Annotated in this window: 15 protein-coding genes and 2 pseudogenes; 3 read left to right on the top strand and 14 right to left on the bottom strand. The window is 46.2% G+C overall.

The genetic code is table 11. The features are described 5' to 3' along the window. Positions 1-31: 31 nt before the first annotated feature. From CLR69_RS13195 to aepX, 14 genes and pseudogenes are all read right to left on the bottom strand, one after another. Positions 32-2,992, bottom strand: a complete 2,961-nt coding sequence (locus CLR69_RS13195; protein ID WP_129713396.1) for a TrlF family AAA-like ATPase — start codon at positions 2,990-2,992, stop codon at positions 32-34. Between the two features lie 511 nt (positions 2,993-3,503). After that, a pseudogene (locus CLR69_RS23185) lies at positions 3,504-3,680 on the bottom strand (type II toxin -antitoxin system TacA 1-like antitoxin); the annotation flags it as partial. Positions 3,681-3,820: 140 nt separating this feature from the next. Further along, positions 3,821-4,573: a phosphonate metabolism protein PhnP gene (phnP, locus tag CLR69_RS13200; RefSeq protein ID WP_422762871.1), complete on the bottom strand. Its 753-nt coding sequence runs from the start codon at positions 4,571-4,573 to the stop codon at positions 3,821-3,823. Positions 4,574-4,634: 61 nt separating this feature from the next. Then, positions 4,635-5,201 carry a ribose 1,5-bisphosphokinase gene (gene phnN / locus CLR69_RS13205; protein WP_129713398.1) on the bottom strand — a complete coding sequence of 189 codons (567 nt, stop codon included), beginning with the start codon at positions 5,199-5,201 and terminating at the stop codon, positions 4,635-4,637. A gap of 2 nt (positions 5,202-5,203) precedes the next feature. Continuing rightward, positions 5,204-6,340, bottom strand: a complete 1,137-nt coding sequence (gene phnM / locus CLR69_RS13210; RefSeq protein WP_129713399.1) for an alpha-D-ribose 1-methylphosphonate 5-triphosphate diphosphatase — start codon at positions 6,338-6,340, stop codon at positions 5,204-5,206. Continuing rightward, positions 6,330-7,046 carry a phosphonate C-P lyase system protein PhnL gene (phnL, locus tag CLR69_RS13215; RefSeq protein WP_129702725.1) on the bottom strand — a complete coding sequence of 239 codons (717 nt, stop codon included), beginning with the start codon at positions 7,044-7,046 and terminating at the stop codon, positions 6,330-6,332. The genes phnM and phnL overlap by 11 nt, the downstream gene beginning before the upstream one ends. 21 nt (positions 7,047-7,067) lie before the next feature. Then, a complete protein-coding gene (gene phnK, locus CLR69_RS13220; protein WP_129702724.1) occupies positions 7,068-7,856 on the bottom strand; it encodes a phosphonate C-P lyase system protein PhnK in 789 nt (262 codons plus the stop codon). After that, positions 7,853-8,758 carry an alpha-D-ribose 1-methylphosphonate 5-phosphate C-P-lyase PhnJ gene (locus tag CLR69_RS13225; protein ID WP_129702723.1) on the bottom strand — a complete coding sequence of 302 codons (906 nt, stop codon included), beginning with the start codon at positions 8,756-8,758 and terminating at the stop codon, positions 7,853-7,855. Before CLR69_RS13225 ends, phnK begins: the two co-directional genes overlap by 4 nt. Then, a complete protein-coding gene (locus CLR69_RS13230) occupies positions 8,758-9,861 on the bottom strand; it encodes a carbon-phosphorus lyase complex subunit (RefSeq protein WP_129702722.1) in 1,104 nt (367 codons plus the stop codon). The genes CLR69_RS13225 and CLR69_RS13230 overlap by 1 nt, the downstream gene beginning before the upstream one ends. Further along, complete coding sequence (gene phnH, locus CLR69_RS13235; RefSeq protein WP_129702721.1) at positions 9,861-10,442, bottom strand: phosphonate C-P lyase system protein PhnH; 582 nt, start codon at positions 10,440-10,442, stop codon at positions 9,861-9,863. Before phnH ends, CLR69_RS13230 begins: the two co-directional genes overlap by 1 nt. A 6-nt stretch (positions 10,443-10,448) precedes the next feature. After that, positions 10,449-10,892, bottom strand: coding sequence for a phosphonate C-P lyase system protein PhnG (gene phnG / locus CLR69_RS13240; protein ID WP_129702720.1), 444 nt, complete (start codon positions 10,890-10,892; stop codon positions 10,449-10,451). Next, positions 10,893-11,786, bottom strand: a complete 894-nt coding sequence (locus tag CLR69_RS13245; protein WP_129713400.1) for an NAD(P)-dependent oxidoreductase — start codon at positions 11,784-11,786, stop codon at positions 10,893-10,895. 49 nt (positions 11,787-11,835) lie between these two features. Then, on the bottom strand, positions 11,836-12,993 hold the full coding sequence (aepY, locus tag CLR69_RS13250) for a phosphonopyruvate decarboxylase (protein ID WP_129713401.1): 1,158 nt from the start codon (positions 12,991-12,993) through the stop codon (positions 11,836-11,838). Between the two features lie 229 nt (positions 12,994-13,222). Then, positions 13,223-14,155, bottom strand: a complete 933-nt coding sequence (aepX, locus tag CLR69_RS13255) for a phosphoenolpyruvate mutase (protein WP_129702717.1) — start codon at positions 14,153-14,155, stop codon at positions 13,223-13,225. 725 nt (positions 14,156-14,880) lie between these two features. On the opposite strand from aepX, the pseudogene CLR69_RS23425 reads away from it, so the two are divergent. From CLR69_RS23425 to CLR69_RS13270, 3 genes and pseudogenes are all read left to right on the top strand, one after another. Then, positions 14,881-15,057: pseudogene (locus CLR69_RS23425) on the top strand (DUF4034 domain-containing protein); the annotation flags it as partial. 133 nt (positions 15,058-15,190) lie between these two features. After that, entirely contained in the window at positions 15,191-15,793 is a 603-nt protein-coding gene (locus tag CLR69_RS13265; RefSeq protein ID WP_129713402.1) for a LysE family translocator, read from the top strand. A 315-nt stretch (positions 15,794-16,108) separates the two neighbouring features. Next, positions 16,109-18,190 carry a DUF4034 domain-containing protein gene (locus tag CLR69_RS13270; protein ID WP_129713403.1) on the top strand — a complete coding sequence of 694 codons (2,082 nt, stop codon included), beginning with the start codon at positions 16,109-16,111 and terminating at the stop codon, positions 18,188-18,190. Positions 18,191-18,320: the final 130 nt, after the last annotated feature.

Below are 18,320 nucleotides of genomic sequence, written 5' to 3' on the forward strand. Positions count from 1 at the left end.
ATAAAGCAGTCACATATAAATAATATTGAAATTAGTTAAACCTATATTTTCGCTCTCTCATTTTGAATGCTTCTTTCCCACCCTCAACGATATCAGCAATGTGCTGACGAATCCCCATAGAATTTAATATATCTTTCTCATTATTTATTTTTTCAAAAGAGTTTTCAATAGCACCATTAATATAATCAAATCTAAAAGAACTAGAATTCCTGTCATTATTTTGCCCAATTTGATTTGCAACGATTACATTCTCTGCATCTGCATTAACAACAATGTTTGCATTGTGGGTTACAACAATGATTTGCCTTTCAAGTTTTTTATTACGTAAGTAACCAACTAAATCAGTGGTAATAGATCTATTATCAAGATTATCTTCTGGTTGGTCTATTAAAATAGGAGCCTTTGAAGTGCTCAGACCAACGATCAACATTAAAATAACAAAACTTGCTTTTCCTGTGGACATCTCACCTAATTTGTCACTTTTATACGTAATCTCCCAATAATCAAAAAAATAATCATCTAACACATCTTTAACAACAGATTCAATATTAGCATTTCGATTAAAATAATATTTACCTGCTGTTATGTCATCAAAAAGCCTCTTAATATCACTTATAATTATTTGGTATTCGACCTCACTCGTTGATTCAATATCATCTGACAGAATTGAATATCCTTTGTATGATGATTTTCTTCCATCACTAACACTTAGTAGTGATTTTTTCATTTTTGTAAAGTTAAATTTAGCCTTTCCAACAATAGTTAAACCATCTTTTTCCAACTCATTTGTTCTAGTTTTCAATCCTTCAATTACCTTGATATACTCTTGATAACTGGATTCGTATACCTCTAGTATTTTATTTTTAGTTTCTTCTAATTTTTCTTTATTATCCTTTATTTTTTTCACTAATATATCAATGTCTGTCAATAATCTTTTATCATTAGTGATTGATTCGTTAATTTTTTCAATATCTTTCCCTACATCACGATCGCTTAAATATGGCTGAATACTACTAGTTATTTCCTTATTTTCAGCATACAAAATGCTCAGTATTTCATTAAATTTGCAATCTGACTTAAAATAACTCACACCGTCATCTTTAGTCTCTAACTGTAATAAACCCTCTACTTCATTAATTTTAACGAGCAGCATATCTACTATGGAATAGATATCTTTATAATATTCAATTATTTTTGGCGACTTTAAATTCGATAATAAACTATCTTTTCTAAATTTTAAATTACCTGATATCTGTAGTAATTCAGAGTTAGCATTTTTTACATAAAAATAATCATCATTAACTCCACTTATATTATTTTTATTTACCTCAAGTTTACTTTGTAATAATTTAAAGCTATCAATTTCCTCCTGTGTTAATTTAATGATTTTATTTAACTCTTCTATTTTTTTTGTATTCGCATTAATGTTTCCAGTAAGGACTTCTTTATTCGACTTACTTTTTAGCTCATCTTCTGAAGTCGTTATTTCTTTGGATATTTTAAAGTACAAATCAATCAGATTATTTCTGAATTTATCGTTTTGAGTAACATTACTAATAAAATCAACATATAATTTATTAGCATCGTTATTTTCAATAATTAAATTTCTAATTAATTTATTAAGCGATGCTCCGGTTTTATTCACTTCTGGCTCTGCAAGTTTCACTAAATAATTTTGAGGAATGTATTTTATTTCAGGAATAATAGAATTCTCACCATTATCTTCTCGGGAATTTAGTCTCTGGCTAAAACCGCCTCTGGTTGTCACTTCAAAATCCAATCCTTTTTCAATTTCATCTAACTCATATAAGTAATTATCATTTTTATTTTTTAAAATATCTAAATCAGAAGATAGTGTTTTTGCAATAGCATACAACAAAATGGATTTACCAGAAGACTTACCACCAATAATAACATTAAGATTCGGATTAAGGTAAATTTCACGGTCAGAGAAAATGTTATCAGGAGAAATAAATCTAACCTTTTCAATTATAAATTTCCCTTCTTTAAAATCTGGTTTTATAGGATGAATTTTAACTCTACACTCCGGTTCTAAACAGATTTGTCTCAACCCTTCAAAATTTAAATCAGCTTTAATCCACGTAAATCGAGTAAATAATTCATCTTCTGTATGCGCGTCACAACCGACAATACAAGGTTTTAACGAACCTTTATCTCTTTTTATTTCTTCTACTTCACTTCTATACACTTGTTCACTATAATTTTCATTCCCTTGAGACTTTCTCCCAAGAAAATACTTAATATCTTTAGGGTTTGATGAGAAAATTGCATCTGATAAGTTATAAATAGACCTACGTACACCATCTAAACTCCCAGGTTCATTCTCGAATAGTTCATAGTGTCCCTGTGTTCCAGATGCACCATCGTTACTAGAATTACTAACGACTAAAATAGTGTTATTCTTTAAATTTCCAGAAATAGCTTCATTTAGTGATTTAATGTCTACGGTAAAATTATCAACCCCCTTTTTATATTGCTCCCCCTCATTTTGAATCGAAGGATCTAAGTTTTTACCATAATTTATAATTCCATGACGAGTCATTTGATATAATGATTCATTTTTTATTCTAGTAAAAAAATCATGCTCTAGATTGGATATATAGTCTGGGTTAAATAAACAATGAATATTGATTAACTTACTCTTATTTGTTGTTGGCAACAGTCTCAACTCTACATTTGGGAAAAGAAAAATATTCTTTATAAATTTAACCTCATCATCACTAAAAAGAGCACCACCATATTCATTTAATTTATTTTCTATATTTTCTTGATACTCAATCGCTTCCAAATATCTTTCAATTGAGAAATAATCAGTTATTCCAAGTGCAAAAATTCCGTTATCGAAAGCCTTTTTAAAAAAATAATGAAAAAAAACTTCTATTGAAGATGATTTGAATTGATCATTCTTATTTGTGCCTTTTGTATGAACATGTAAATCCCATTTTCTCCAATCAGAACCTCGGTTAATCATATCATCTCCTTAGCAAACTGTTAGATAATTTCATCTGAATGCTACACCCCCATTGTTATAAACAAAATGAGAAATTAGCATCAATAATATAAAATTGTAAATGAATTATTTCTTTTCATAGAACGATAATTATTATCGCAACAATTAAATTAACCTATTTATTTTTATTTTATTATTTCCAAAAATTACAAACTCTTGCTACATTTTTCTAAAACCCTCCCTAAACTAATGCTAAATTAAATTAGATAAAAGATCAAAATAACTATTCACACATTCCTATCAATATCACAAAAATAGGAGTAATCAGTGAAGGGCAAAACCCACTCACTGGAAAAAAATCTATCACCCAACAAGATAAAATATGAACTACCATTATACGAATATCAATAATTTGTTCTACGAACATCACTCATCATTTCTGCTAGTTGTCCATAGAAATCGCACAGTAGTTAAATAAGGAGAATTCATGTTCAGCACGGAGTAGCCCAAGAGCGGAGAGCATTAATCCTATCTACACTCTGAGGAGTTTACATAGTTTGCGGATGGCGGCATTTGGGAAGGTGGCCCGGCAGAAACGGGCAAGAAATTCATGAGCATCCATGATGATTCGCAGATCAATCAACGTTTCCTCTCTGGCAGAGTGGGCAGCTTAGAGAACAAAATCAGTACGATTTTTTCCTTTTACTTTCGTTGGCATAACACTATCCTCGGCACTGGATCCGGGATATAAACCATACAAAACGCTCATCGCTAATGTCATTACGACTACAGGTAGCGCGGTAAATCAAAATACCCACCAAACCGCATTCTCCCGTATAACCCCCATCCCTACAGCCCCAACTCCACCCCATCATAAGCAGCCTGAACGTTCTCAGGCAGCAACGTTTGCGTTTGAAGCCAGCGATCCAGTTCGTGGCCGATGTGGGTCAGGTACATCTGTTTGGGATTAAGCTGGGTGAAGATCTCCAGCGCACGGGGGACGTCATTGTGGTTACGTGGGGGCGTTGTCTGGGGAGGATGGCTGCAATCGACAACCGCATAATCGATCGTGTGTGCTGAGAGAAATTGAGCAGTTTCAAGCGGTAGCCCAACGGTGTCGGTCAGGTAGGCCAGCGTATGCGTCGGCGTCTGGATGAGGTAGCCATAGGTTAATTTGGAATGGATTAAGGGAACCGGCGTGATCCTGATGCCGTCCAGTTCAAAGGGCTGAAAAGCTATCAGCGGTTTTTGGAAATGCAGAATCCCTGGGTGCTTGAAGAGGTCGTCGCAACCCATCTCATCTGGTGGGCCAAAGACCGGAATGGGATCGCCGTAGCCCCAGCGCAGGGGAAATAATCCCTGGACGTGGTCCATATGATAATGGGTCAATAGAATATGCCGATGCGGATAGGGAAGTAGATAAGGCGCTAGCTCGGGTAATCCGGCATCAATCAGCACGATGCGGTCTTTTGTTGTGATTGCTGCGCAGCAGGCGCGCCGCTGTTTCCTTTCATCTTGCTGCGCCTGCTGACAAACCTCGCATTCACAGCCAAATGCGGGAACCTGCTGCGCGCCGCCCGTTCCCAGAAAGTGAAAAACGATCTCGTCATTATCCGCTGTCATCGGCTTTCTCCTGCTCTCCGGTATGCCCGCCATTCAGCTATTATTCGCGGTGCGCCGCGCAAGCCTTATCGAACGGCAGCAGCGACTGAAAAACAGATAAAGTGTGTTGCAGATCGCCGTCGTTATTCAATAACACACAGTCGCTTTGTAAGCGGCTTTGCTCTTCCTCAGCACGCTGCAAACGTGTGGCAATCTGCTGTTCACTTTCTCGTCCTCTGGCACGTAGCCGCTGCCGTAGTGCCGATTCAGATACGGTCAAACATATCGGAAACAACGTATTGCCGTAGCGTTCACGCGCCTGAGTCAGGTAAGCCCGCGAACCGTTAACGATGACGTTGCTTCCCCGCTGTAACCAGTAATCAATCTCAATCCCGATACCGTAATGGCACTGATGCGCCTGCCAATTAAGTGCGAAGATGCCAAGCTGCTGGCGGAACGCAAACTCTTCGGGGGTAAGCGCTATGTGGTTCTCTCCTTGAATTTCTGCGGGACGGGTAATGTACCGATGCGCCACCAGCAGGCGTGGTAGCGGCAATTGACGGATCGCCCGAAGCAGGCTGTCTTTGCCTGCACCGGAAGGGCCAATAAGGTAGATGAGTCTCGTCATGATCAGAATACCCGAACGCCCTGACGCCACACTCGCATCAGCTTCATTTGCGGCGCTCGCCGTTTTACGAGCAACAGGTCGGCTCGCCGTCCCTCTTCAATACAGCCACGATCGTCAAATTTCAGCACCTGAGCGGGGTTACTGCTAACCAGAGCTATGGCTCGCGGCAGATCGTAATCATTGCGCTCATCCTCTGCGATCATGAATGCCGCCTCCAGCAAACTGGCCGGATAATAGTCCGAAGACAGAATGTGAAGCACGCCAAGCGTAGCCAGATGATGCGCCGACACATTCCCGGAATGAGAACCGCCGCAGATGACATTCGGTGCCCCCATCAGCACGTTCATTCCGACGCGGTGTGCCTGCTGCGCGGCGATCTCGGTGGTGGGAAATTCAGCGATGGCGACACGATGCTGGTGGGACTCGGTGATATGTTCAGGCGTCGCATCGTCATGGCTGGCCAGCGTGATACCTTTTTCGTGACAAAGGCGAACGATAGCCTCACGGTTCGGTTGCGACCAACGACGTGAACCGGCAAGCTGTTCCTCCTCAAACGCAGCCATTTGTTCATCATTCAGGTGATACTTACCTTTGTAATACTGATGATATTTCTCCTGGGAAGAAAATTGCCGCTGCCCCGGAGAGTGATCCATTAACGATGCAAGCGCGACCAGTGGAATATCCACTAGTTGTTCAAAGAGGGGAAATGTATCCTGATGCGGCAGCTCACAGCGGAGGTGCAAATGGTGGTCAGCCCGATTGGTGCCATGTTGTTGGCTGTGCAATATCGCATCCGTCATGCGCCGCAGGTTCTCAAGCCGATGCCCACCATCGCGCACATCCCCGACCGCGACCGCATCCAAAACAGTGGTGATCCCGCTGGATATAATCAACGCGTCGTGATTGCGCATCGCCGCTTCAGAAGGCCAATTAACACCGGGACGCGGTGTAAAACACTTATCAAGATTATCCGTATGTAGCTCGACAAGCCCCGGCAGGAGCCAGGCCTGTTCACCATCCAACGCACCGGGATGGCGGCTGGGCCTATCGCTGATATGGTGAATTACGCCGTTGCGCACTTCCAATGAGCCATGAATGATTTCCTCTGAGAACACCATATTGACGTTATTAATGATCATTTACGTTCTCCTGAGTGCGGGAAGTCATTGCCATCGAGTAAAGGCGATCGGCGACGTGTTGGCGAACTTCATCATCATGAAAGATGCCGACGACAGCACACCCCTTACTTTTTGCATCATCGATGAGCTGTGTGACGGCGAGTCGATTTTTGGTATCCAGCGAGGCCGTCGGTTCGTCTAATAGCAGAATCGGGTAATCACCAATAAATCCGCGAGCAATATTGATGCGCTGCTGCTCACCGCCTGAAAAGGTGGCGGGCGCGAGCGACCAGAGCCGCTCGGGGACGTTCAGGTGCGTCAGCAATTCACCGGCGCGAATCTCGCTTTCCTGACGCGACATGCCGCGTTCCAGTAAAGGCTGGATGACCACGTTCAATGTGCTAATACGCGGAATGACTCGCAAAAACTGGCTTACCCAGCCTACCGTTTCACGGCGAATTTCCAGTACATGTCGTGCGTCTGCGTTGACGATATCGACCCAGCGTTCGCGATGGCGAACCCAGATATGGCCGCCATCGGGTCGATAGTTGCCGTATAGAGAGCGCAGTAGCGTGGATTTTCCTGTCCCTGAATGCCCATGAAGCGCAACGCATTCACCGCACTTCACGGACAGACTGACATCGTGGAAAACGGGCAGTCGCGTACCCTGCTGATTATATAACACGAACGTTTTATCAACGTTCTCGATGCGTAATTGAGTATCCATCAAGCGTCCTTTTGGCTGGATTTACAAAATGGAAGAAACAAGTAGCTGAGTATAGGGGTGGCTCGGATCGTCAAGCACCCTGTCCGTTAATCCCTGCTCGACAACTCGCCCACGCTGCATCACCAGCAGACGATGTGATAGCAGGCGAGCGACGCCGAGATCGTGTGTCACAATAACGACAGAAAGCTGCATCTCCACAACCAGCGTCCTGAGCAGATCGAGCAACCGAGCCTGTACCGACACGTCTAATCCGCCAGTGGGTTCATCCATAAATATCAGCCGCGGTGCCGTCACCAGATTGCGCGCGATCTGAAGGCGTTGCTGCATCCCGCCGGAAAATGTGGTGGGAAGATCGTCCAGACGGTTTTCGGGCAGCTCAACATTTTCCATCCACTGTGCCGCCTTGCTGCGAATATCACCGTAGTGCCGATTACCGATAGCCATAAGCCGTTCGCCAATATTTCCACCGGCAGACACTGTGGGGCGTAATCCTGCCAGCGGGTGCTGCCAGACGATTCCCCACTCGGTTCGCACTAGTGCTCGACGCTGCCGTTCGCTGATGTCATAAATCGAGAGCGCCTGCTGCTCGGCGTTGCGATAGATAACCTCACCTTCCTGCGGTGCCAAACGTGCGGAGATCGCATTCAGCAGCGTCGTTTTCCCTGAACCCGATTCGCCAACAATCCCTAAAACCTCCCCCGGCCACAGTTGAAACGACACGTCGCGGAAGCCTTTTTCCGGCGCATATAAATGTGTGAGGTGTCGCACATCAAGCAGAGGACTGTCGGATACGTGATGTTCTGTCGTCATGACGTTTCTCCTCCCTGACTCTGGCGCTGCTGACAATAGTCGGTGTCGGAGCAGACAAACATACGTGTACCGTCATCATCCATCACGACTTCATCAAGGAAGCTATCGCGCGCGCCACACAGCTCACACGGCTTGTCCCACTGCTGTATTCTGAAGGGGTGATCGTCAAAATCGAGGCTTTTCACCACGGTATACGGAGGAACGGCATAGACCCGTTTTTCACGTCCGGCACCAAAGAGTTGCAGCGCGGGCATCATATCCATCTTTGGGTTGTCAAATTTCGGGATGGGCGAAGGATCCATGACATAGCGATGATTCACCTTTACCGGGTAGGCGTAAGTCGTGGCAATGTGTCCAAAGCGTGCAATGTCTTCATAGAGTTTCACCTGCATGACACCGTATTCTTCTAGCGCATGCATTTTGCACGTCTCGGTTTCACGTGGTTCAATAAAGCGCAGAGGTTCGGGGATCGGCACCTGAAAAACCAGGATCTGATCCTCCTTAAGCGGCGTTTCAGGAATGCGGTGTCGCGTTTGAATCAGCGTCGCTTCGCTTGTTTTCTCCGTGGTCGGCACGTTTGTCACCTTGCGGAAAAAGGCGCGGATCGATACCGCATTGGTCGTATCATCGGAACCCTGATCGATCACTTTAAGCGTATCGTCCGGCCCGATAATACTGGCCGTGATTTGAATACCGCCAGTCCCCCAGCCATAGGGCATTGGCATTTCCCGGCTACCAAACGGCACCTGATGGCCGGGAATGGCAATCGCTTTCAGAATCGCACGCCGTATCATTCCCTTCGTGCTTTCATCCAGATAGCCATAGTTGTATGCCGTTTCTGAATCGTTGTATGCCGTTTCTGGCTGGCTGTCTTTCTGTCGTGAGATCGTTGTCTGACCCATTACGCTTTACTCCTTGGCACAGAAGCGAGGTATTCCTCACGTAGTCGTTTTAATAGCTCCAGCTCTGACTGGAAATCGACGTAATGCGGAAGCTTCAGATGCGAGACAAAACCTGCCGCCTCGACATTGTCAGCATGAGAAAGAACGAATTCCTCATCCTGAGCCGGACCGCGAATTTCCTCTTGATAATCGGCGGCCTGAAGCGCGCGATCGGCTAATGCCACCGTGATAGCCTTACGCTCCGAACGGCCAAATGCCAGTCCGTAACCACGGGTAAAATGCGGCGCGTCGTTGGTAGGTTTAACAAAACCGTTCACGGTTTCGCATTCGGTCAGTAAGATCTCGCCGATATCAATGGCAAAGCCGACCTCTTCAGCGACGATACTGACGGTGATGTATCCCGTGCGGATCTCGCCGACAAACGGATGGTTACGACCATAACCGCGTTGGGTTGAATACCCGAGCGACAAGAGAAACCCCTCATCGCCGCGGAACAATTGCTGAAGGCGCGCCGCACGTGTGCCGGGGTAACTCGGTGGATCCATCGTGATATCTGGCGGATCGCTGTCGTCGCTGATACTCCGTTCAGGCACGAAGTGCTGCTGGGAAAGGAACTGAAACGCATGAGGAGTGTGTTCACGAATTCCTTCATCCTCATCAACTGCGTCAGACTGTGGTACGACAGGATCCTCTCCGTCAGCCAATAGAGAGAAATCCAGCAAGCGATGGGTATAGTCATAGGTCGGGCCCAATAGCTGCCCACCCGGTAAATCCTTGAAAATGGCCGAAACACGGCGTTCAAGACGCATATCAGGCGTATTAAGCGGCTGACTGATTCCCCAGCGTGGCAGCGTGGAACGGTAGGCTCGTAAAAGAAAGATACTTTCTACCAGATCGCCACTGGCCTGTTTGATGGCCAGCGCAGCGAGTTGGCGGTCGTAAATATTACCTTCGGTCATCACGCGATCGACGGCTAAATTAAGCTGCTGCTCTATTTGTGAACAGTCTAATTCTGGTATATCCGTACACCCACGGCGGCGACAGGATTGTAGCTGGTGAGCAGCCTCAATGGCCTTTTCCCCACCTTTGACGGCAACATACATTAGCATTCCTCCACGTGGGTACTTCTGGGGATTGCAAAGAGCTTTTTCCCAGACGTAAAGAGAAAATCCAACCCTGTAGGGAAGGCATGAGGGCGGTTGCACAGGTAGTGCCTGATACTACCGGGCAGACGGGGAGAAATAATGCGATGTGTCTTGATGCCCGGCCCAGTCAGCTTTAGACAAGGTCCGTCGTGCATACCTTCCACTTCTAAAATAACGGTGGTGGATTTTTCCGGTTCTATTTCGCTGCCGCAGGAGAGCGCCATCAGGTCATAAGAAAAACGGTTTCCACTTAGCAGCACAAAGTAAGCCTCTTCGAACATCGTGGTAATCGGCACGTTCGTATGCAGGCAAAGTGTGCGTAACAGCAGTGGATTACCGATCTTGGGATCTATAAACAGCGGTGTCGTGTGACTGGTCAGCGTGAGCAGCGTGGCGGCCGTTGCAGACGACATAGATTCCAGGCCAGAGACATTCGGAACCGTGACCAGAGAACCCGGCTCGCTCATGGCCTTCACGATTTTGCGAAAGCAGAGTTGTGTACCAAATACGGGATGGGCGAAGCCCGTCATCGTTGTCATGACAAATCATTCTCCCCTGACCAAAGTAAAGAAATTCACTCGACTGGCAGCCACTTCACTCTGTTGCTGTTCCCGATGAGCAAGCTGTTGGTCTGCTAACGGTGTGATGATTCGCTCCCATATTTCATGGAAATAGGCTCGGGTTTGCAGAAGTGCATCGATCCAGGCACAGAGCTCGGCATGCGGCTTGTTTCTGCCTGCGATATAGCTGTAGCCGCACGTTCCGTCCTCCAGTTGCACCGCAGCACGGGTCACCGTCATATCCCCCACAATAAAACGCGGACCATCAACCTCCATTCTTCCCTGTAGTTGGATCAAACCAATCTGCGTTGGGCGTAATAGCTGGTAGTGCGCAGGGAAGTGCAGCGTATTCCAGTGTTCTTCCAATTCGGCAGGGTCGCTGTGAGCGAGAATGGACATCCAGCGTTGTCGCTGTGTTAACTCAGACATCTAGTACCTCCCCGTCGGCAAGGTACGTGAGAGATAAGTAAAACAGGCGGTTTGATCCTGAGGATCGGCAGAAAGATCGGCCGTGCTTTGATACAGCTGGCGCGCCGTATCGAAGAATTTACTGTGGATCGCCGAGCGCTGGAAAAGCGAGTTAGCAAGATCGAGATCTTTCAAACGGATAGATAAAGGAACTGACACGGTTTCACGCGGGTTCAGATAGCGATCCAGCATGACTTCCATATAGGTCGAACGTCCGCGTCCCAGCGTCAACGCGTTTGCCAGCACATCAGGGGCGATGCCGTGAGCTCCCGCCAGCAATAGCGCTTCCGCAGCCACCAGCAGATGCACCGCCTCACAATAATTATTAATCACCTTCATGGTCTGTGCACCGTGGTTACTCTCCATCAGTACATAGTGATCTGACAGGCTGCTGATGACAGCATTCACCACGCTGGCAAAATCGTCAGCATACGGCCCTACCCAGGCAGCAAGTCGCCCCTGTCGTGCGCCCTCTGGCCCACCTGAGACTGGGCACTCCACATAATGCGCACCGTGCTGATGAAAAAAAGTTTCCATCCAGCGGCTCTCTTCAGGCCCTATCGTGCTGATATTGAGAAACAAAGGACGATAGAGAGTCAGCTTGTGTATCACTTCTTCCGACTGAAAAACGTCACGTATCGCCTCCGCATCCTTCAGACAGATAAGCACAATTTGTTTTTCCTGCGTAAACAGCTGGTGCAGTTCGGGGACGGCTTGAGCACCTTCGGCGGCAACCTCGTTCGCTTTATGGTAAGTGCGGTTGAACACGCTGAGCGAGAAATGACGCTGTAATAGTCTCAGCGAGATAGCTTTTCCTAATACACCAACGCCAACTAAAGAAATAGAATGAGTCATATCGGCAATCCTTGTCGCTAAGGGGTGGCAATACTCAGGGTATTGCCGCTCATAAAGAGGCCTTAGGGGTTGTATTAAGAAACTGCATAAACGCATCGCGGTTTTCAGCAGGAGACGTCGCAGGCCGCCCCAGATCGCTGCGATGACCTACGCGGCATTGCACCTCGATAAATTGGCTGCTTTGTGCCCGCAAAGCCTGTTGCAGCGCAGCCTGCAAGGCTTCTTCCGTCTCGGCATAGTAGGTTTTTCCATAGCCGCTAGCGGCAGCGATGGGTGCCAGCGGTAAGCGGGACGCCGCCGTGGGCTGCCCTCCCACAGAGTCATGCGCACCGTTGTTGATGACGATGTGTATCAGGTTGCTTGCCTGAGCAGTGTTTGTCAGCCCACCCATGTGCATCAATAGCGCCCCATCCCCATCCAGACAGACAACTTTCCGCTGCGGCTGCGCGTCACACAAACCCAGAGCAATCTGGCTGGCAAGGCCCATACCACCGACTGTCAGAAAATCCCGCTGATGTCCTTCACCGCGCTGTTCACGTAGTTCATAGAGCTCACGGGATAACATGCCCGTGGTACTCACCATGGGGATCGTGGATGGCAGCGCTTTCAGGCATGCGGCGACGATAGCTTCTCGCCGCATCAAGGCTGTCTCAGCGGCAGGGTTAGCAGGTGCTGCTGGCGAGGAAAAGGTGTTTTTTCTCACCACCAGTGCAACAGGACGATGTTCATCATGCGCACGCTGAAGCAAAGCCTGAATATCATCCCACGGGGGTGGGTTATGGCTATCCAGCACAATATGAGGAACATCAAGCACATTAAGTTGAGGTAAGGTGACTCGCCCCTGCATAACATGCTGCGGCTCATCGTGCTGCTGCTTACCACTATCATCAACCTCGCCACGCCAGCCGATAATCAGTAACAGCGGAATACCATAAACATCCGGCGTAGCCAGAGAACAGAGGGGGTTGATCGCATTGCCTAATCCCGAGTTTTGCATATAGACTACGGGCAGTGTTCGAGTAGACAGATAATGCCCAATCGCCATACCCACCGCACAACCTTCATTACTCGCGATACGGTGCGCAAGCCCACTGTGATTACTTTCAATCGCCAGACAAAATGCCTTTAATAATGAGTCAGGGACGCCACTGAAAAAATGTACGCCGCGTTGAGTAAGAAATTCGATAAACTTATCAGGGTCAATCACAATAAACCTCCCCTTCGCATCATGCTGTATTTAACTGCGATGATGACGTTCTAATTTTTCATTACGTGATAAAAGCCACAAGGGGCAATATAATTATTTAACCAAAAACAGACAGTTTCTTAAAAGAATAACGAAATTCATGCAAATGGCTTACAATAAAAAAATAATAAGCCTCTAGCGTCAAATAATAACGCTATAAAATAATCATACTGACACCCAATATATTCTGTTAGCGTGTACCAGGTATAAGATCCAGAATATCTTTTATCGACATACATTTATCCTCAACTTCCAGCGTTCGACCATGCTTGAGGATTTCTGGCAAAATTGATTTCATTGCCGGATAAGCCGCACGTAACATATGGTTCGCATAAATAACGATATTGAACCCGCCATCAATAAGTTGATCGAAAGTAATATCGTTAAAACTGGTAGGGACACAAACCAAAGGTAAATGTGGGTAATGATCGCGGAATTGTTTGGCGAACGTTAAAATCTCAGAAGGGTTTTTATGCCGACTGTGGATCATAATTCCATCGGCACCGGCATCCGCATAATGCAGGGCACGATTTATCGCATCTTCCATACCGACATCCAGAATCAGGCTCTCAATACGCGCTATCAGCATAAACTCGGGCGTCAGCTGTGCTTTTTTAGCAGTCGTAATTTTTTCGCAAAAGTCAGCCACAGAAGCTTGCGTTTGCTTTACATCGTTACCAAATAAAGAGTTCTTCTTCAGGCCAGTTTTATCTTCGATAATCATGGCAGAAATGCCCAGATTTTCAGCAGCTCGAATACGGTGTGCCAAATGTTCAGTTTGTCCGCCAGTATCGCCATCAAAAATTAATGGTCGGGTGGTAACATCAAATATTTCCGTAATCGCATGGAAACGATGGCTGATATCGACCAATTCCGTATCGGGTTTTCCCCGCAAGGTAGAATCAGTGAGTGAGCTAGACCAAAATGCATCAAATTGATAATGAATATCGCCATCTTCATAAGCGGCTTGTTCTATTAATAAGGCAGAAAGTGGACTGTGAGCCTCCATCACACGAATGCCTTTTTGCTGCTGTAATAATTCGCGGAGCGCACTGCGGCGTGAGCCAGGTGTACACCCCTTATATGAATCTATTGGGGTATGATTAGGTAAAATGATAGACATGGTTATCTCCTATGTACCATAGAGTTGGGGGTATACTTTCCCTAGTAAACCAAGCGTGACAATCAAGAGACCCTGCAACGTTATATTTATTTAAATTAAATATACCAACAGGGTGATTCTATTCCTTGAAAACAACACTTCAATAGGGTTAAAAATTTTTTGTTTATTTTCTAATTTCACCTACCTTATTGAAATAGAATCGATTTAAACGAGAGGAAAACGCCAAAAACAGGATTTCAGTTTAAAAAAAATGATTTATTCATGTTAAAAAACTAAAAAAATAGTCACTTTTGGTTTTTTACTTCAAAACATGTTCTATGGATAGGAGGTAGAGAAAGGAAATACTATTCTTATATATATTCATCATTGAATATATAATTCCACAGTGAATGATTAGCATGTGAAGACTAAGATATACTTATAAATTCTCATGGTTTTATGACAATCAGATTTCTGCTTCACGGTAACGGTATGGCTGGATAGCATGACGGTTTAAAAACTTGGCGATTTGTTTATCCAGAAAAGACATTCAGACGGCGACCTGAACCGGGCAACCCACTTTTCTCCTCGTAATAAACCATTTTAAACAGTTATTTATATTTATGTGGAAATCGATATCTCTTCACCAATTTATTGGTATAACTATGATTATTATCAAATAGATACAACACATTATGCCCCCAAAAAACTGCCTGCAAATGCAGGTCTGAGCTGCCGCACATCCTGAGAGCTATCACGCCCATCATCTAACCGGGCAGTACTGGGAAAATACCGCAGCATGGATTCGTACCTCAAATGGCGGGCAGTCTGTAGAAGACGATCGCTGGATGGGCGCTGAGCTGGCACACTGGATGGCACAACCTTTTTTTATAAGTTGCTCTAATGTAAGGTATATAGGGTGAATTGATAGAGCATTTGCAAATGGTTTCAGCACTCCCCTATATTGCAGAACGAAAGTACTGAGGATTAATTTTTCAGTTGGCACAAAAATGATTTTGCCAATCCACAATGCACTTTACTTATCATCCAGGACATATGGAAATAAACCTTTTTGGCTTTATACCCGCACTACTCCCCGTTGCGCTCTCTCCAGGGGCGAGCTATACTCTCGCCATGAACAGCGCCATTTCAGGCGGACGACGCGGACTGATCAAGACTCTCACCGGAACGGCCCTTGGTATATATACCCATGCAACACTTATCGGCCTCGGCATAACAGCCATACTCGTTGCCTCTCCTACGATATTTAACATTCTGAAGATTGCAGGGACAATTTACCTGTTCTGGTTAGGCGTCCAACTCATCCGCAGCGGTATGAAAGCGAAAAGTATGGAGCTTAATGCAAACGTCATTACCATTACGGTGAAAGATGCATGGCTAGCAAATGTGCTTAACCCAAAAGCTGTTATGTTTTATCTAACGGTGGTCTCACAGTTTGCTGGCAGTAACGGGGATGTTGCTGATTATCTGGCTTTGGCTTCCGTGCATATTGTAATTATGAGTATATGGCTTATCGCTGTCAGCAATGCATTAGTCTTTTCTGCCAAAAAAGCTAATCCTTTAACACTAAAAAAATACGTCAATATAGGTGGAGGAATGATGCTCATCTTTTTCTCTTCAAGCAGTTTCATTCACTAAATAACGTTGCCTATTACCGCTCCACTTTAGCCAGACTACAATGATTGCCGGAGAATTTACTGTCAGTCTCTCAGCAATCTAAACTCGCCCCCCCCCAATTCATCTCCTTTCTTGTCCACAGCCACACCATTTTAAATAGTTATTTACATTTATGTAAAAAACGATGTCTACTCACCCAATTGTTGGTATAACTATAATCATTATCAAATAGATACAACACGATTACTCCCCCAAAAACCTGCCTGCGCATGCTGCTGATAAAGCACGATGTTGTCGGCACTATGACTACTCAACAACAGCCTAAGAATTTACTCTATGACATCAATCTCTGAATCACTCACCGTATTGATTAAGCGTCGTGCTCAGTTGCGTGAGATGTTCGCGACACATCAATTCGATGCACTTGATCGCCTGCTGGAGCAAGAGCACCTGGTTTGGCTGGATGGCCCTAATCTGCCTTATACCTATAACTGGAACATTAATTCCATCTTTGACCCAGCCGTCTCTCATGCTGACATATTGTCGCACTTGCAGGCCTGGGTTGCCGCACGTCCTGAGAGCTATCACGCCCATCACCTAACCGGTCAGTACTGGGAAAATGCCGCAGCACGGATTCGTACCTCAAATGGCGGACAATATGTAGAAGACGATCGCTGGATGGGCGCCGAGCTGGCACGCGATCTGGGCGTCGCGGCTTACCTTCGCGCCAGTGCGTTACATCAGCGACCTGCCCTGACCTTTTCGCGCTTGTTTCGTTTGACCTGCTATTTAGGCGAACCGCAGTGGCTGGGAGTCTTACTGCAAGGCGGTGAACCACTGACCTACACACAGCGTCAGGCGCAGGTTGAACCCGAGCTTTGGGAAGCGGGTCTACAGCACTTGCGTAATGAGGGTGCACAGGCGCTTGTTGAGCTTCCTGCTGCGCTGCCTACTCCGCTGCCAGCAAGAGAAGAACACGAATGGGAAGAGCCCATGCACTACTGGCTGCGTGTCACATTAGCCACTCGTCCACAGGACTTAGCCATTCGTAATGAGTACGTTTACTTCCTGTATCCACGCTGGGGCGGCAGCCATGAGGCGATGACACAATTTATTGATGGGCCACTGTGTGAAGCACTGACAGAGTCCGAACGTAACAGCCTGCGTGTTACGCAGTGTTGGGACTACATTGGCTATGACGTGCTCCTGCCTGATGCTCAGGACACAGAAAACGTGGCGTACTGCCGAGAAACCTTTGACTGGTTACTGACGCTTGAACTTGATGTGGATGTTCGGGCCAGGGTACTACGCAAATACGCCAGCTTCCTCAGCACGTATGCGCGCACCGAAGAAGGTGACGAGATCCGCTGGAATAAGGCCGATATGCAGAAAGCCTATGACCTGATGGTTGAAGCCTGGCAGGTTGATCTCCCGGAATCACACCCTGATGAGGGCGCACTCGACACGTTAATAAGCTGTGTGAATTTTGCCGGTATCGAAGACAGCTTCAATTTGATGCCAAAATTTCTGGAACGCTGTCAGGCATGGGCAGATTCGGCGTATGAAACCACTATCGCCGCGCTCGCCAGCAAGTTTGGTTTCTATGGCATCGCTCAAGGCCAGTTCGACAGTGATGCCTTACTTGCGCGTTGCAGTACTCTTGAATCCGATGTCAATTTTGGCCAGGCCGCCGCTAACCTGTTCGAATCAGTTTCCGAAGAAGCAGGCGTCTTTCTGTTACACGAAGCCGCAAGTTGGGGAGAAGTCTCCTCAATGGCGTCACTCGGTGACCTCTATTCCGGCTATCTATCACGCATGTATGGCCGCGACCCTTCACCTTATGAAGATCACGAAAAATCACGCTATTGGAAGGGTGTATCGGCAGAGAAAGGTCATGTCGTCAGCATGTACAACGTTGCCTATAATCTAATCAATGAAAATGACACGCTGACGCCGGAACAGTATCAGCAAGCGAGCACACTGCTGTTTAGCGTACTGCGTAGCCCGAATCTTGGCAGGACCGTCTGGCAACGTTCAGCAAGAGAGCTAAGTACACTCTTGTTGTTTAGCAACATCCCAGAAGATCAGGCGCGCTGTGTCGATAGCGTACTCCCGGAATTATGGAACGACGAAGATGATGATAACCGCGATTATGCAGCAGGTTATTACGCGTATGCTTTCCGTAACGGTGCGGGCGTAGCCCAAAATAGCTATCTGGCCAAAGTATGGATCGATCGCGCGTTGGAAATCACCCCCGATAGCCAGTACAACCACGATCGGGCGAACGAGATCTATCAACGGGGCGGTATGCTGGGTGGCGTTCGAGCGAAGATGGGTTTCAACCGTGATAAAGCGAAAATAGATGCGCGTGGACGTGCAATCACGTTTGGTGATGACGCCCATCAGGAACATCAGTAGACCACAGCCACACACCGGTTTCTTCCTCTCCTCATGGTGGGAAATCACAGTATCGTACGATTGGGGCGGCAACACTGCCCCTGTTATTTTCAGGTGTTAATATCCCTCAGACCTCACATCGCACAAACAT

Source organism: Pectobacterium zantedeschiae (genome assembly GCF_004137795.1).
Taxonomy (GTDB): Bacteria; Pseudomonadota; Gammaproteobacteria; order Enterobacterales; family Enterobacteriaceae; genus Pectobacterium; species Pectobacterium zantedeschiae.